Source organism: Trichocoleus sp. Lan (assembly GCF_039961855.1).
Classification (GTDB): Bacteria; Cyanobacteriota; Cyanobacteriia; order Cyanobacteriales; family FACHB-T130; genus FACHB-T130.
This window is the reverse complement of record NZ_JAMPKA010000006.1, coordinates 56,898-73,107: the sequence shown is the minus strand read 5'-3', so window position 1 is coordinate 73,107 and position 16,210 is coordinate 56,898. Positions and strand designations below refer to the sequence as shown.

Below are 16,210 nucleotides of genomic sequence, written 5' to 3'. Positions count from 1 at the left end.
CCTGTGTTGCATAAACCGCAACAATCAGCGTGCCCCTTTTTTCAGTAAGGCATACTGGCAATAACTAAATTGGGGGTTATGCAATGAACGGCTCACTTCATCCAAAGCTAAAACCTTCTTTATTCTTAAGCGCCTTGCTGGGAGGCATCGTTTTAACCAGTTGTGCCTCTTCTTTTGAACAAAAGACACAACTGGCGCAACTCGCGCCTACCGCCCCAAATTCAGAGCCAATGGCAAATTCAGCAGCCGAAGCCGGAGCCGTTCGCTCCCAAGACATAGCAAGCCCTGCTGGGGCGAAGGCTCAGGTGCCTCGCCAGCGCCCCCAATTGAGCAAAAATGCCGAACTATCGGTGAGTGTCAACTCCATCGAAAAAAGCACTGAAATCGCCTCCAAAATTGTTAAACAACAGCAGGGGGACTTACTAAAATTCCAAGAGCAAAAACCCAAAGACGAAAACGCCCGTCACACTGCATCCATGCAAATTCGGGTTCCTCAAGAGCAGCTCGAAACCAGTCTCGATTTCTTGGCAAAACTGGGAACCGTACAGCGCCGCACCCTCACCGCTGAAGATGTTACCGATCAACTCGTGGATAACGAAGCCCGACTGCGGAACCTGCGGAAACAGGAAAGCACCTTACTCAAAATTATGGAACGCTCCGGCTCAGTGGGGGATGTCCTGAAAGTTGCCAACGAACTCAGCAACGTGCGGCAAAATATCGAACAGCTGGATGCACAATTGAAAAGCTTACGCAGCCGAGTCGCCTACTCTACCATTACCCTAACTTTAGAAGAAGCGATCGCAGGTATTCCCCCAGCGCGACCTTTAGGTTCAGACGTTCGGGAAACTTGGAACCAAGCAACTCACTCCTTGGGCGAACTCACCACCAGCTTGATCCGGTTGGCGATTTGGTTAGCAGTTTTCAGCCCGTTTTTGCTGGTGTTAGTGGCGGTTCCCGTTGGCTATCACCGCTTCAAACAGCAGCGATCGCAATCATCTCCTCAACCGTCCGAACCCCCGCACGCCGGTTAATCTGTGGGTTTATCAATCTTAATTTTAGGAATTGGGGAAACTGCTATTCGCCCCGAAAGACCGTTAAAACAGGATGAATCCAGAACGACACAGATTTATTTGTACTTAACGGTACGACACGTTTGCTGCTGGGGATGGCAAGATGGAAGGCGAAGCGGAAGCGTTGCTAGACAGCTGTATGCCAGAATTGCGAGTATCAATTGCTCAGCACTATCACGAGCGGACTAAATACGATCCCCAGACGCTCGCCTCTAAGAGCCAGGGGCTGGACTGGGAGCGTCAACCAGTGCCTTTTAAAGACTACAAAATTGGCTCAACCTATGACCTGAAGCCCTATTTAACAGAAATACCAGAGGCGTTAGTCGATGAGGGCGAAAAAACCCAAGCATGGCGTCGCCTGTCGCGGCTGCTGTTTTGCAGCTATGGCTTGACGGCTAAAGTAATGACAATGGGAAATCCGATGTATCTGCGGGCAGCCCCCTCCGCCGGGGGATTGTACCCCGCGGAGATTTATTTAATTTCCCGTGGGACGCCGCTTTTACCACCCGGACTCTATAACTATCAGCCTCAGAGCCATTCTTTAATTCATTTTTGGGAAAGTGATGCCTGGAAAGCGCTGCAAACAGCTTGTTTTTGGCATCCGGTGTTAGATAGTACCCAATTGTGCCTCGTCACCACAGCCGTCTTCTACCGTTCTGCTTGGCGCTATCAAGACCGAGCTTATCGGCGGATTTTTTTGGATACGGGGCATCTGCTGGGCAATATTGAGCTGGCGAGTGCCTTGAATGACTACCGCCCTCACTTAATTGGGGGGTTTGCGGATCGGGCAGTGAATGAGTTACTTTACCTCGATCCAAAGGAGGAAGGAGCAATTTGCGCGATCGCTCTGGCAGACTTGCTGGATGTGAAACAAAACTTGCCCCTCAGCCCAACTGCATTGCCCTCTGTCACCCAAACGGACTATCCTAATATCCCCGATGGTGAATTGCTCGGCTACTGCCACCAAGCAACGCAGATTGAGGAAACCCAGCAGATAACGGGCAAAACGCCCATCTCACAAGATGTCCTGCAACCGCCAACTCCCGATGATAAATACAACTTTCCCTTCTGTCTCAAGGTTTCAACCGTCACGACGCCAATTGATTGGGCAGCAAATTTGCACGACTTGGAAACAACCATTCTCAAGCGGCGCTCGACTCGTGCCTACACGGGGGAAGATCTAACTCTAGAGGAACTGAAAGCTTTATTAGATTTCACCTACCAACCCCAGCACTACATCGACCAAGGTTTAGATAGCTCTCCAGACTATTTTGATTTAAATTTAATCGAAACCTTTATCGCCGTGTCTGGGGTAGAAGGACTGGAGGAAGGCTGCTACTATTACGCACCGAAAGCTCAGGAATTGCGGCAAATCCGCTTTAAAAATTTCCGCCAGGAATTGCACTATCTGTGCCTGGGGCAAGATTTGGGTAGAGATGCGGGAGCGGTGCTATTCCACACAGCAGATTTGAAAACAGCAGTGGCGCAGTATGGCGATCGCGTTTATCGTTATTTACACATGGATGCCGGTCATTTAGGGCAACGGCTGAATTTAGCCGCCATTCACCTTGGTCTAGGCGTCAGCGGCATCGGCGGCTTCTTTGATAACCAGGTGAATGAAGTTTTGGGTATCCCTGCTGATGAAGCGGTTGTGTACATCACCACCTTAGGGCGTCCGAGATAAAGGCAAGTAAAAGGCAAAAGGAAAAAGAAAAAATCGTTGTAAATTTTAAGATTGCCCATTGATTTTTTCAATCTCAAATCTAAAATTTCTTTTTCCTTTTGCCTTCGTTAATTAGGCATTTCATAGAGGAAAAAGAAGATGGCATGGAACCCAGAAACGGTCGAAAATAAAATTGGCCTCCGTTTCAAAGACAAGAACCTACTCCGCCTCGCCCTAACCCACACCTCCTTTGCCACCCAAATCGGCGAATCTGGGCAAGACAATCAGCGGTTAGAATTCCTCGGCAAGGCGATTCTCAACTTCGTGGTTGCTGACTACCTTTACGAACGCTGCCCCTATCTAGAGGTCAGCAAATTTTCAGTTTTGCAAGACAAGCTCGTTGAGGGAGAAAGGCTAACCAAGCTTTGGTTCCAATTAGGGTTAGGAGAAGACCTGTTGCTGGGTTCGGGTGAAGACTGGAACCTGCTGCGCCAGAAGGTGAATAACCCCTTTAAAGATGCATGTGAAGCGTTATTAGGTGCAATGTACCTCGATCGTCGTTTCTCGCAGACGCAGAAATGGATCGTCAAGCACTTAATCGCTCCGGTTCTGGAGCATCATCTTCAGAACTTGAAGGAGCGTAAGCAGCCGAATAAACAGTTAGAATTTTTGGGCGACGGGATCATCAATGCTGCTGTCTCCGATTACCTGTATCGCAAATTTCCCCACATTCGTACAGGCATTCTCTCCACTTTGCGAAAGCAGCTGATCAACTCTCACAAGTTAGCTCAATTGAAGTCTCATCTGAGGTCGGAAGACTCAATTTTACTAGGGCGAGAGTCGGAAAAAATTGGCAGTTTATCGTTCAAGGCAATATTAGGGGAAGTCTACAATTACCATGAACGTAGCTTCTCTGATACGTGTAATTGGTTTAAGCGCTTTATCCAAGAAGATGAAGTTTTTACTCTGGCAATCCCGTTACTTCTGGAAGACGGAAAACACAAGGAGTGGATTATCAAGAAAGTCATGGGATATGAAGGTCAGCGATACAAAGAAGGCGTAGAACGCTTTAATCAGCTGATGGAGCGGGAAGTTTCTTAAAAAGTCAGGACTTACGCACGAGTAACGGAAAAATGAACCGCGTTTGCGGAGCCTGCGCGTTAGCGCTTAGGCACGAAGGAATAAGAGTTTGAGAGAGTTTTTGCGTAAGTCCTAAAAGTGCTAGATACTGTTAGCGTAGCGGCGTACTTGCGGACTGATCGACTTATTCTCTGTTCCAGGAGCAGTCTGGAAGAGAAAATATAGAGCGGATATACGACTTTTGTAGTGCGGAAACTGCCTTGTGCGGGGGCGCTGTAGATGTTGATATCAGATAATCTTGGAAGGTGACTCGGTAGAATATCTGCTGACCTAATGGCAAGTCAGCCAGGTAAATCCGTGCTGTGAAATCGCTGTTTTCCAGGGCAGCGGGTTGTGGGACCCGCTGCACATTCCGGAATGACTCGGTATATCGAATATTTCACAATCATGCGTCCAGGGCGATTACAACGGCTCCATACGACGGCGCTGTTACCTGTGATGTCGCCGCTAGCAACCCCAAACGGGATTTGCGGACGCATCTTATCCGATGTCACAATAGCAGGGGCAGCGACTTGTGCTTGTCCAGATTTTGATAATAAATCTGCGGCAACGATCCCGCCTCCAGTCAGGGTACAGCCAAGTAGAAACCGACGACGGTTCAGCCGCGATCGCAGTTTTCCTTCCATGAATTTAAAATTATTAGTTATAACCGATACATAGAGTTTAATAAAAATTGGAACACCAATATGGCTCTGTATGCTTACGTATAAGGATGTTGACCGGAATTTAGCTTCTCCGTATTTAGACGGATATTTACATAATCTTTACAACTTTTCTGGAAAAACTCGGAGGAACTTTGAAGATTAAGCAAAGATGTCCGTTGATTGATCATCGGATTTCAGAGCGATCGCTTAAAATATAACGGAAAGAAACTGGAAAAATTACGTGTATTTACGTAAACAATTTTTAGACTCATAAGCGAAAATGAGCGGAAGTAGATAAGTTTTATCTAATCCAAAGGCAATTCGACTTGGGGTGCGCTGATTTTTTTCCCGCGAACATTTGAACCTCGTAAGTAGGTAGGAGTTATGACTACAGTTCTGGTGGTGGAAGACAGTCACACGCAACGGGAGATGATCTCACGCCTCCTTCAAGAGAGCGGGCTGAGTGTTACTGTGGCTTGTGACGGTGTCGAAGCGCTGGAGCAAATGGAGGGCAATTGTCCGGATTTAGTGGTGCTAGATATTGTGCTACCCCGGATGAATGGCTACGAAGTTTGCCGTAAAATTAGAGCCGACTCCAAAACCCAGAAGGTAGCTGTGGTGATGTGTTCAGCCAAACGGGAAGAATTCGATCGCTACTGGGGAATGAAGCAAGGCGCAGATGCCTATATTTCTAAACCTTTTGAACCCCACGAGCTAGTCGGAACCGTTAAACAATTGCTGCGAGAAACAAGTGTGAGGAACTAAGTTGGGCAGAGGGTGAGCAATGCCTTACTCTCCTTGTCCATAAGTTCGCTGATAAAGCCGCGATCGCACGCGGTTACACATAATTTCGTCTAAGCAAAGCCATCCCCATTCTGGCTTCAAGTGAGGTCGCTTGTTTGGGGTAATAATTATCATTGAATGGGCAATTAGACCTAGTTGGTAAACGACGATCGGCAAACGTGACTCTGGCAGCAAATGCATCGCAAAGCTGCACACAATCAAACTATAATGCCGGTTGTTGAGAATTCCAGAGGCAATGTCCTCAAAAGTATAGGGTTCAGCTTCTTTACCCGTGCGATTTAAATAGGCGTTGTAGGTATAGGGATCGATGCCATCAATGTTGGTACATCCTAAACTTTGCAGCGCTAAAGTTACTTCGCCGCTGCCACAAGCTAAGTCTAATACTTTGTGAAAATCTAGCTGCCACTGACTGGCTGCAAGTTGCAAAACTTTTTGAATGGCGGATTCTTGAGGATTTCGGTATTCATCTCCAAATTGTTCGTAGAAACCTTGGACGCTATATTGTTCGTATCCTTTCCGAATCGCTTGGCGCTGGTTAGAAGAGGTAGATTTTCCTGAGTTTTGCTTGTGCTTGTGCATAATATTAAATTGTCTGTATTGTGATTATGCCCTCAGCTTGAATGGGGCTATACAAACAATTAGCCCTACCTACGGGGGCTACAGAATAATGCATTTTGGTAATAGAGACTTCTGAAAAACTCATTACCTATTTCCCAATACAAAATCGGCTAAAAATGCGATCGAGAACCGATTCTGTGACTTCCTCTCCGGTGATTTCTCCTAAAGCTTGAATGGCACCCCGCAAGTCAATTGTCCAGAAGTCGAGAGGGAGTTGATCGGTAATCGTAGCCAGCACTTGTTCCAAAGAAGTTTTAGCCCTCGTTAGCGCCGCTGCTTGCCGCTGGTTAATCGCTAAATCCAAGTCGGCTGCCTTGAGGTTGCTGGTGTGTACGGCATCCAAAATGGCTTCTTCTAGGGCGTCAATGCCTTGGTTATGGGCGGCTGCGGTGGGTACAACCCGGTGAATAGTGTCTGGGAGGGAAAATTCTGGAATCTCCCCAACCAGGTCAACTTTGTTAATCACTAAAATGAGGGGGCGGTGTTGTACCTGTTCGTAGATTTCTCCATCAGCGGGCGTCCAACCGGCTTGGGCATCAATGGTGAGTAGTACCAAGTCAGCGGCTTGAGCGGCATCGCGCGATCGCTCAACCCCAATCTTTTCCACCACATCAGCGGTATCCCGAATCCCGGCAGTGTCTAGCACTTGCACGGGAATTCCACCGACGACCAGAGCCGATTCTACAACGTCGCGAGTGGTGCCGGGAAGGTCGGTGACGATGGCGCGATCGCTCCGGCTCCAGGCATTCAGCAAACTCGATTTCCCCACGTTGGGACGCCCGACAATCGCCACTTTTAAGCCAGTGCGGAGGAGTTCGCCTTGTGCGGCAGTTGCCAAGATTTTTGTAGTTTCTGCCAATATCTGCTCGATTTGGGCGATGATATCCGCTTCATCCAACGGTGGCAAGTCTTCCTCAAAGTCGATTCGGGCTTCAATTTCTGCCAAGATGTCGAGGCAAGTGGTACGCAGGGAGCGAATCGGCTTTTGCAACTTCCCTTGCAACCCGGCAAGCGCTGATTGAGCCGCTTGAGGCGATTTCGCTCCCACGAGATCGGAAATACTCTCCGCCTGCGTCAAATCCAAACGCCCATTCAGAAACGCCCGCAGGGTAAACTCTCCCGGCTGTGCTAATTTTGCCCCCGCCTCCAAACACAGCTGCAATACCTGCTGCACTGGCATAATTCCGCCGTGGCAGTGGAACTCTACCACATCTTCGCGGGTGTAGGAGCGAGGCGCTTGCATCATCAACAACAGTGCTTCATCTACCACATCATGCGTCTGGGGATGGCGCACATATCCGTAGAGGATGCGGTGAGATTCCCACTGCTGCTTCCCTGGTGCGTGGAAGAGGGTACGCGCGATCGCGATCGCTTCCGCTCCCGATACGCGCACAATCCCCACACTCCCCTGCTGGGGAACAACAGCGGTAGCGATCGCGGCGATTGTTCCCCCCTGCACAAACGTTTCAGACATCTTGCCTTGAGATTCGGGTTAAATGAAAAGCTTATCAATTTCCATTCTGCTGTAATAAAGTGGAAGAATTACCAGAATTCTCAGAAGTTGTGCAATTAGTTTCTTCCCAGGCTCTTGAAGCCTATCAAAAAGTCGTTAAGCCTTATGAGGGTTTATTGGGAGTTGTCATTGGGCTAGCGATCGCTGACACTGCCATACACTTAATCCCGGCTTTTTTTCAGTCGGGTTTAATCGAATTTGCAGTTAGTTTATCTCTCGCGATCGCTGCCAGTTGGTTAGGTTCGCGCCTGTTCAAGCAGGTTTTTGATATCTATCTCTTAGATGCTGCCATCAACAGCGGACGTAAAATCAATAGCGAACTGTTAATCCTGGCTAAATTAATTGCTAATTTCATTATTGTATTTTTGATTATCGTTATTTTTGCCGAAACTCATAAAATTAATATTTTTGGTTTAGTAGCCAGTTTAGGGATTGGCGGCTTAGCGGTTGCCTTTGCTGCCCAAAAAACTTTGGAACAAGTATTAGGCGGCATTGTCATTTATCTCGATCGTCCCTTTGTTGTCGATGACTATATTGGCTTGCCAGATGGGATTTTTGGCAGAGTTGAGTCAATTGGCTGGCGTTCCACCAGAATTCGCACCTCTGGCAAAGGAACATTGGTAATCGTACCGAATAGTTCCTTAACACAGGTGAATATTGAGAATTTTTCGGGTGCCAAGAAAGTTATGGCTCTCATCTACTTAAACTTCGACCGAAAAATTGAGAACGAAGAACGTGCCTTAATTCGTCAAGTCATCTTAGACAGTACAGAGGATATTTTTGGAATCGACTCGCGCAACACCGAAGTTACATTTAAAGATTTGAGCAAGGATAGCGAGAGCAAAACGCAAGCACAAATCACTTTTTTTATCTTAGGTTCTAGCGAAGTGTCGATGGGGTTGCGGCGTCAACTCCTCGATATTGCGAGTCAAAATATTACAGATAAATTGAAATATTACGGGATTGTCTTCGACATTGAAGAACCAACAATTTATGTGGATTCACCCATTACTATCTAATCTAAACCTTGCCGATATTCGTTATCAGGTTCTTCAAATTGATATTTCCAAACCCCTTATTTTCTTGCTGTTTTTCCTCCTGTCTTTGCTATTGGGACGATACACACCTGGGATCAGCAAATTAATCGTCCGCCGCTTTGCATCGGAGAAAGTAACGAGTATTTATGAAGACTTAATCGAGCCAATCAAACACTTGTTTAGAGTGGCGGGTACATTTATTCTTATCTCTCTTTCTCTAACCTGGATTGAAGATTATCAATCCCTTTATAAATTAATCAAACCTTTTGTAGATTTAGCTGTCATTATTAGCGTAGCTTGGTTAATATCCCGGTTGTTTCGGCAGTTTATCCGAATTTATGGAATTGATATACTTGGGAAATTTAGTCGAGATTTTGATGAACTGATTTTGGTAATTGAGACTTTAGTAAATGTTGCGATTGGCTTCATCGCCATTCTTGCTTTTGCCCAAAGTCAGCAATTCAATTTAGTTGGCTTGATGGCAAGTTTAGGCATTGGTGGATTGGCGGTGGCGTTTGCGGCTCAAAAGACTCTAGAGCAGCTTTTAGGGACGATTGTTTTGTATTTAGATCGCCCTTTTGTTCCTGGGGATTATATTCGTCTGCCTTCAATTGGCAATGTACCCGGAGGTTTGTTTGGTCGCGTTGAATCGATTGGTTTGCGCTCTACTAAGATTCGCACGGCGGCTAAAAGTACGTTATATATTGTGCCCAATTCCACATTGGCAAATTTAGAAATTGAGAATGTGACGATGGGCAAGAAAGTAATGGTTTTACTTTATCTAGATTTTTTTCAGTTACTAGAAGATCGGGAACAGGCGCTAGTACAGCAAGTCATTAATCAGAGTACAGACTCTGTATTCGGGATCGATCCCGGTAGTACAAATATTACGTTAATGAATAATGCAGAAAAGCAAACAACAAGAGCGAGAGTAACGTTTTTTATTCTGGGTTCCAGTGAAAACTCGATTCAACTGCGAAAGCATCTACTGGAATTGGCGAACGAAAAAATCTCCAAGCATCTGCTCGAGTATGGCATAGAGTTTAAGATGCAGGAACCAACAATTTATGTTGAGTCACCAGTGACTATTTAATGACGCCTATACAGTTATGGCTAGATAGGTCATCCTAGAGACTGTCAGCGCGTTAGTTATCTTGCAGGATGCTCCTCTTTCAGGCGGTAATGGCTGTCCACTCTATCGACTGATTGTTGGGAACCTCAAATCGAATGGCAGTAGTCGCCCAGTTTTTAAAATCTGGTGCCATCCGAGTCAGCTTTTGCAGAATTTCATCGCTCACCCACAACACTAGCGGAAAAGCGAACTGCTTGCGGAACTGATTCCGGACGAGGTTCGTCGAGGTAAGTACTTGATTAATGTCCACCACAGATTCTAGACCGAAGACCATCAAGGCTTGCGGCTGCCGATCTTCAATTGTTTTTTGAATCGTTGTATAAAGCGTCTTTACCGAAGGATGCAGGACGAGTTCTTGAATTTCGACCGTGGAGATTTCTTTTAGCAGCTTTGCCATTTGCTCTTGTAACTGGGGATAGTTACAAGACACCAAAATCAGCGAGAACTCACCTTGAGAAAGCGCGATCGCCTTGGCGAGTCTTCTGAGCGATCGCTTGTGGTTTGCCTGAACATCTTCTGAATCATAAAGGTCAGTCATGGCGAGTACCAAAGGGAGTTTAATTAACATTTTTTCAATCTAAGTTTCTTTTTGCTTCCTTATATCGGGTGATTTTGGGAGCGTTCGGTCGATCGCGTCCTAACAGGACAATGACTGCTATCTTTTCGCTTCGTGATCTCTATCACTTAATTTAAGTGATCTCAGCTTGCCTGTCCAAAGGTAGCTAGAACAGTGCTGAGCTTGGATTGAGAGTCCTATAGGGGTTGTTGAATGTATGCGTACACCCGGTTATTTGCTACACAGGGGCATTCGGCTTTTCCCTTAACAAGGAATAAAATGTAATAAAACTTAACATATCGCTATAGTTCTTAAAGTCACAAGTGCTGGCTCTGGACATGGAATGCCAACGGCTCGATCGGACAGCACCACGATGTGCTAAGAGCGCTCTCGCTTTGCTGGATGCTGGCGACATCCGAATGTCCTAGACGTTGCGTATCCTACGAAAAGCCGCAACTCTAATTTTTGAAACCACCTACAGCTTGTGTCTAAGTGAAAGAGCTTTATGCAGAAAATCCATAAGGATTGATTGCCGCTATGCAAACATTGCACACCTACCTGATAAAACTACCGAAAGAATGAGAAATTGCTGACAAAGCAACAGCAGCAGACTCGGCTCTTTTTGAGCGATTTAGAAACACATCTGCTTTTTTCTTGGCTGTATAAATGAAAACTGTAGCAGAGGAGACAGCAGCTTTGGGGGATTTATTAAGTAATCTTCAGCTTTCTTAGCCAAACCCAGACTTATAGTAGATGCGAATACGCAAAAGTTAGTAAATTAAGCGAGCGCCCTTCCACATTTGAACGTCAACGAAGCGATCGCGCCTCTACTTCAAGAAGGCTTATGTTCCCCTGAAAGACGGGTTTTCCCACCAGAATGGACATTGATGACGGTACGGGCGATCGCGCCGGTAGCCGGAATTCCCCCAAAGACGGGAACGATGATATTCACTAAGCCTTGACCAATGAGTTCGCGATCGCTATTGTGTTTTTCACTCACGGTCATCCCATCCGCCACGACTGCTGATAATAAAGACTCGATCCTGCCGAGTGCTGGGAGTACCAAAGCCGGATCGATCGGTTCTCGAATTAATCCAAAATCATTCCAGTAGGGAATCCCTTGCGGCATCGGCAAGGATTGGGGAATGGCTCCAATTGTGGGCACCTTGAGATGGAAATAAGATGCGATCGCGATCGCTAAAACCAATCCTATTAATGAACCCGGTATCGTGCGATTATTACTCCAATTTTACTCTCGTCCCTGAAGACATTTCCCCTTGTTTCTACTAACCAGTCAAAAAGTTTAACGCTGCCTAATTGCCGGACGATGTAGGGTACATTTTGCGGATACCCAGGTATTGAGAAGGGCAGGTACAAGACCTACCCCGCCATCCTTTCAATCATCAGCCACTTCAAAACTTGTATGCTGGTTGCACTTGCAGCATCCTTAAAGGGAGCGATCGCGATTTTCGATGACCACTGATTTCCATGACACCAAGACCTTTACCCAGTCAACTTGCTGCAACCTTTGCCGAAATGCCCAAGTCATGATTTGTGGTTCCATAATATTTGGGGAAGTTTTCGTACACCCTGATTGAGGTAGAGATTGAAATACGCTGTCAAACGACTTTTTACGAGCTTCGCAGACGGGCTAGTTTGGTTTAGCCGTGCCTTTGGGCGTCAAGCTTGGTTTGTCTTCCTGGTTGCCTTTAGCTTCACCATGACGCTCGTAAACCCTGCCGCATTTGCTCAGACAAAATTTTTCGATGTGGAAGGACTTTGGGCGCAACCCTGTATAGAACAGTTGGCACAAAAGCAGATTATTAGTGGCTACCCGGATGGAAGTTTTCGACCAAAGGCACCCGTAACCAGGGGTGAGTTTGCCGCGATGGTTGGCAAAGCTTTCCCCAATACAGCGGACGTTCGTAGCGGCGGTCAGTTTGCGGATATCCCAGCAAATTCCTGGGCGGTAGATGCAATTCGTAAAGCCTATCAAAAGGGATTTATGTCGGGTTATCCGGGTGGGGTGTTCAAACCGAACGAAAAAATCCCGCGATCGCAAGCGTTGGTATCTTTAGCGAGTGGTTTGAAGTATTCACCTACTCAGGCGGTGAGTAGCACGTTGTCTGGGGCATTTACCGATGCAACGGCAATTCCTAGCTATGCGCGGAATGCGATCGCTGCTGCGACCGAAAAACAAATCGTGGTCAATTACCCCAACGTCAAGACACTCAATCCCAATCAGCTAGCCAGTCGTGCAGAAGTTGCAGCTTTCTTGTGTCAAGCCACCGGAACTGCTGGATTAGTCCCTTCCCAATACATTGTTAGCGCTGGGACGCCGCCAACCGCGCAGTCCGAAGAGATTCGGGGGGTGTGGCTGACGAATATTGATAGTGACGTGTTGTTTGAGCGCGATCGCCTGAGCAAAGCCCTGCAACGCCTTGATGAGCTAAATTTCAACACCGTTTATCCCACCGTTTGGAATTGGGGTTACACCCTATATCCCAGTGCGGTAGCCCAAAAAGTCACCGGGCGATCGCTCGATCCCACCCCAGGCTTACAAGGACGAGATATCCTCAAAGAAATCATAGACCAGGGACATCAAAAAGGCATGGGAGTCATCCCCTGGTTTGAATTCGGCTTCATGGCACCCGCTGATTCTGACCTCGCCAAACGCCACCCCGAATGGCTACTCAAAAAACGCGACGGTTCTCAAACTTGGAAAGAAGGAACACATAACCGAGTTTGGCTGAATCCAATGCGTCCCGAAGTGCAGAATTTTATCCAAGATTTAGTCGTCGAAATTGTTAGCAAATACGATGTTGACGGCATTCAATTCGATGACCACTTCGGCTTTCCCGCCGATTTTGGCTACGACGCCTTTACCGTCGAACTGTACAAGAAAGAAAACGGTGGGAAATCTCCTCCCGCCAACGCCCAAGATCCTCAATGGATACGCTGGCGGGCTGACAAAATTACTGCCTATCTGAAACAGTTGTTCAAGGCCGTCAAAGACCGCAAACCCAACGTTATTTTTGCCCTTTCTCCCAATCCCCAAGAATTCTCTTACAACTCCTTTCTAGCCGACTGGCAGAAGTGGGAACAGCAGGGGCTGATTGAGGAACTGATCGTCCAAATCTATCGAGATGATCTGAGCCGCTTCATTGGGGAATTAGAGCGCCCAGAAGTCAAAGCAGCAAAGCGCCATATCCCCGTCGCCATCGGCATTCTCAGCGGCGTGAAACCTCACCCGGTTAAGGCTGCACAAATTCAGGAGCAAGTTGCAGCGGTTCGTCAGCGCGGATTTGCCGGGATGTCATTCTTCTTCTATGAAAGCTTGTGGAATATGACCCCCGAAAAGCCAGACCTCAGACAGGCTGCCTTTAAAGGACTCTTTCCTACGTCCGTAGAGCGACCAAATCTTTTGGACGGGTGGAAAGCATCTCGTTAGGAATTAAGACTAAATAACCGGGAATCATTGCCGTTTTGTAGGGGCATGGCAATCAAAAAGCCCCTACGCGGTTTATAAATCCCCTGAGAGTTTGTATCGCCGGTACGGACAAGAAATTTGTTTTTCTTAGCTGTTGGGTACTATTACTCATCATTGACAGGGGATTTACAGCCAAGTACGGTAGAATGCTGACGAGCAAAGCAGCGCTCAGTAAATAAGTAGCAGTAAAGCCGCGACGAAAGCGTGCGGCTTGTGTAGCCGGGGCAGGAGTGTGGTGGTGAGAATATCGCTTTTAGATAGGTTACGGCTGGGCGTAGCAGTCGGGACGGCAAAGACAGTGACGCGGCTGGTGCGCCTGCTGCGTTTGGGAGCTGCTAGTGTTTTACCGGGAGAAATTGCCGGACGCATTCAGCCGCAGCTGTTGTCCCTGCTGTCTGGTCAAGTAAAGCACGGTGTGATTTTCATTGCGGGGACAAATGGGAAGACAACGACATCGCTGCTGTTGCGGACAATGCTAGAAAGTCAGGGATGGCGCGTTGTTCACAATGCGGCGGGTGCCAATCTCATGAATGGATTAATCACCGCACTGCTGACCAACACCAATTTAATCGGTCAGCTCAACGCTGACTATGCAATTTTAGAGGTAGATGAAAATATTCTGCCGAAGGTTTTGCCGCCAGTTCAACCAAAATTGATTTTGTGTTTAAATTTATTTCGGGATCAGCTGGATCGGTACGGGGAAGTGGATACGATTAGCCAGCGTTGGCAGAAAGCGATCGCCCAATCCAAAGATACGGTAGCGATCTTAAATGGCGATGACCCCACCTTGTCTCATCTGGGTCAGCAGTTATCGCAACGAGTTTTATTCTTCGGTTTAAGCGAACCTGAAGCTTATCTTGACGAAATTCCTCATGCAGTAGATTCTATATATTGTCCCCGGTGCGGACATTCTCTCGATTATCAGGGCGTCTACTTATCTCATCAGGGCGATTATCGGTGTCCTAGCTGTGGCTTTGAAAAAGGCCCCTTGGCAATCGATAGTCGCCAATGGCCTCAGATTCTGATTGGGATTTACAACAAATACAACACGCTGGCGGCTATTTTAGCGGCGCAAGAAATTGGCGTTGATACCGCAAATATCCTGGACACGATTAAAAACTTCCATGCAGCGTTTGGACGGGCTGAGGAATTAGAAGTCGCCGGGAAAAAGGTGCGGATTTTGCTATCAAAAAATCCCGTAGCGCTGAATGAAACCATCCGCGCTGTAAATCAGCAAAGAAGCCACGGCGGTTCCTCCACAACGCTGATGGTGCTAAACGATCGCACCCCAGATGGGACTGATGTCTCTTGGATTTGGGATGTAGACACCGAAAAATTGGTAGAACAGGGAGGAACGGTGGTAGTCAGCGGCGATCGCGTTTACGATATGGCGCTGCGCCTGCAATACAGCCAAGCAGACGAGGAACATGGCTGCAAACTGATTGTGAAAGAAGATTTACAAGAAGCGATCGCCACTGCTTTAGAACACACCGCTACCGGCGAAACCCTGCACATTCTACCGACTTACTCAGCGATGCTAGAAGTCCGAGGTATTTTGACTGGACGAAAAATTCTGTAGATGTTAAACGCTCTCGGTACGCAGAAAGTAGCCTTCCTTTGCGTACCTCTGCGATTTCCTTGGCGCTACTTTGCGTTAAAAATCAAAAAATTTGACTGTCACCATGACCGAACAACTTGAACTCACAATTGGCTGGCTTTATCCGACGCTGATGAGTACCTACGGCGATCGCGGTAATGTCATCTGTTTACAGCAACGCGCCCAATGGCGGGGGATCAAAGTCAACGTCATGCCCTTAGATCGGGACGCCCCCGCAGAGCAATTTCGCCAAGTCGATGTAATCGTGGGTGGCGGCGCACAAGACCGACAGCAGGAAATCGTCATGCGCGATTTGCGCCAAGGCAAAGCAGAAGCGATCGCTCAGAAAATTGAAGCAGGAACGCCTGGGGTATTTACTTGCGGATCGCCCCAACTCCTGGGACACTACTACGAACCCGCCTTAGGGCAACGGATCGAGGGATTGGGTTTATTGGATTTTGTCAGCAAGCATCCGGGGCCAGATGCCCGTCGCTGTATTGGGAATGTCGTGTTTGAGATCACGGCGTCGCGATTGGCGGAGGATTTGCGAAAGATGTCGGAGGATGCGCCTTTAGTAATTGGCTTTGAAAATCACGGCGGACGCACTTATTTAGGTGAGGTGGAACCCTTGGGACGTGTGATTAGCGGTTATGGGAATAATGGGGAAGATGGGATGGAAGGAGCATTTTATCGGAATGCGATCGCGACCTACTCTCACGGTCCTCTTTTACCCAAAAATCCCTCGATTGCTGACTGGCTCATTCAAACTGCACTTGCAGAAAAATATCAAACGCCAATTTCTTTAAAACCCCTGGATGATGTCTTGGCAATGCAGGGGCGAGAAGCGATGTTTAAAAAGTTGGGCGTCAAGGTGCCAGCGGTTTCTGCACAGCGGGGATCGAAAAATTAGTACAGTTCTGACTTGAACTCGGAACCTCACCCCCAA

Annotated in this window: 14 protein-coding genes and 1 pseudogene; 9 read left to right on the top strand and 6 right to left on the bottom strand. The window is 47.4% G+C overall.

Going from position 1 to position 16,210, the window contains the following annotated elements; translation table 11 throughout:
• Window positions 1-83 precede the first annotated feature (83 nt).
• From NDA03_RS07440 to NDA03_RS07430, 3 genes are all read left to right on the top strand, one after another.
• A complete protein-coding gene (locus NDA03_RS07440) occupies window positions 84-1,031 on the top strand; it encodes a DUF4349 domain-containing protein (protein WP_190410158.1) in 948 nt (315 codons plus the stop codon).
• 178 nt (window positions 1,032-1,209) lie between these two features.
• On the top strand, window positions 1,210-2,754 hold the full coding sequence (locus NDA03_RS07435; RefSeq protein ID WP_190410178.1) for a SagB/ThcOx family dehydrogenase: 1,545 nt from the start codon (window positions 1,210-1,212) through the stop codon (window positions 2,752-2,754).
• A gap of 138 nt (window positions 2,755-2,892) precedes the next feature.
• On the top strand, window positions 2,893-3,834 hold the full coding sequence (locus NDA03_RS07430; protein ID WP_190410157.1) for a ribonuclease III domain-containing protein: 942 nt from the start codon (window positions 2,893-2,895) through the stop codon (window positions 3,832-3,834).
• Between the two features lie 163 nt (window positions 3,835-3,997).
• On the opposite strand, the gene NDA03_RS07425 is transcribed toward NDA03_RS07430, so the two are convergent.
• Window positions 3,998-4,222: a hypothetical protein gene (locus NDA03_RS07425; RefSeq protein WP_339380684.1), complete on the bottom strand. Its 225-nt coding sequence runs from the start codon at window positions 4,220-4,222 to the stop codon at window positions 3,998-4,000.
• A complete protein-coding gene (locus tag NDA03_RS07420; RefSeq protein ID WP_190410156.1) occupies window positions 4,155-4,499 on the bottom strand; it encodes a hypothetical protein in 345 nt (114 codons plus the stop codon). The genes NDA03_RS07425 and NDA03_RS07420 overlap by 68 nt, the downstream gene beginning before the upstream one ends.
• Window positions 4,500-4,901: 402 nt before the next feature.
• Here NDA03_RS07420 and NDA03_RS07415 point away from each other — a divergent pair, with 402 nt between their 5' ends.
• Window positions 4,902-5,282, top strand: a complete 381-nt coding sequence (locus NDA03_RS07415) for a response regulator (protein ID WP_190410155.1) — start codon at window positions 4,902-4,904, stop codon at window positions 5,280-5,282.
• Window positions 5,283-5,306: 24 nt separating this feature from the next.
• Here NDA03_RS07415 and NDA03_RS07410 read toward each other — a convergent pair whose 3' ends face one another.
• Both NDA03_RS07410 and mnmE read right to left on the bottom strand, forming a co-directional pair.
• Window positions 5,307-5,900, bottom strand: coding sequence for a class I SAM-dependent methyltransferase (locus NDA03_RS07410; RefSeq protein ID WP_190436525.1), 594 nt, complete (start codon window positions 5,898-5,900; stop codon window positions 5,307-5,309).
• A gap of 127 nt (window positions 5,901-6,027) precedes the next feature.
• Entirely contained in the window at window positions 6,028-7,413 is a 1,386-nt protein-coding gene (gene mnmE, locus NDA03_RS07405) for a tRNA uridine-5-carboxymethylaminomethyl(34) synthesis GTPase MnmE (protein ID WP_190686780.1), read from the bottom strand.
• A 59-nt stretch (window positions 7,414-7,472) separates the two neighbouring features.
• Between mnmE and NDA03_RS07400 the strand changes: the two genes are divergently transcribed.
• Both NDA03_RS07400 and NDA03_RS07395 read left to right on the top strand, forming a co-directional pair.
• Window positions 7,473-8,471 carry a mechanosensitive ion channel domain-containing protein gene (locus tag NDA03_RS07400; protein ID WP_348237708.1) on the top strand — a complete coding sequence of 333 codons (999 nt, stop codon included), beginning with the start codon at window positions 7,473-7,475 and terminating at the stop codon, window positions 8,469-8,471.
• Window positions 8,446-9,582, top strand: coding sequence for a mechanosensitive ion channel domain-containing protein (locus tag NDA03_RS07395; protein WP_190436516.1), 1,137 nt, complete (start codon window positions 8,446-8,448; stop codon window positions 9,580-9,582). The genes NDA03_RS07400 and NDA03_RS07395 overlap by 26 nt, the downstream gene beginning before the upstream one ends.
• A 79-nt stretch (window positions 9,583-9,661) precedes the next feature.
• Here the strand turns inward: NDA03_RS07395 and NDA03_RS07390 are convergent, their stop codons facing one another.
• Window positions 9,662-10,189: a hypothetical protein gene (locus NDA03_RS07390; RefSeq protein WP_242028965.1), complete on the bottom strand. Its 528-nt coding sequence runs from the start codon at window positions 10,187-10,189 to the stop codon at window positions 9,662-9,664.
• 838 nt (window positions 10,190-11,027) lie between these two features.
• A pseudogene (locus tag NDA03_RS07385) lies at window positions 11,028-11,408 on the bottom strand (SulP family inorganic anion transporter); the annotation flags it as partial.
• A gap of 375 nt (window positions 11,409-11,783) precedes the next feature.
• Between NDA03_RS07385 and NDA03_RS07380 the strand changes: the two are divergent.
• The 3 genes from NDA03_RS07380 to NDA03_RS07370 all read left to right on the top strand — a co-directional run bounded on the left by NDA03_RS07380 (window position 11,784) and on the right by NDA03_RS07370 (window position 16,174).
• On the top strand, window positions 11,784-13,628 hold the full coding sequence (locus NDA03_RS07380; protein WP_190986604.1) for a family 10 glycosylhydrolase: 1,845 nt from the start codon (window positions 11,784-11,786) through the stop codon (window positions 13,626-13,628).
• A 277-nt stretch (window positions 13,629-13,905) separates the two neighbouring features.
• The gene (locus NDA03_RS07375; protein ID WP_190986603.1) at window positions 13,906-15,246 is read left to right on the top strand and encodes a MurT ligase domain-containing protein; all 1,341 of its coding nucleotides are present in this window, start codon (window positions 13,906-13,908) and stop codon (window positions 15,244-15,246) included.
• Window positions 15,247-15,349: 103 nt separating this feature from the next.
• Window positions 15,350-16,174, top strand: a complete 825-nt coding sequence (locus NDA03_RS07370) for a type 1 glutamine amidotransferase (protein ID WP_190436509.1) — start codon at window positions 15,350-15,352, stop codon at window positions 16,172-16,174.
• Window positions 16,175-16,210: the final 36 nt, after the last annotated feature.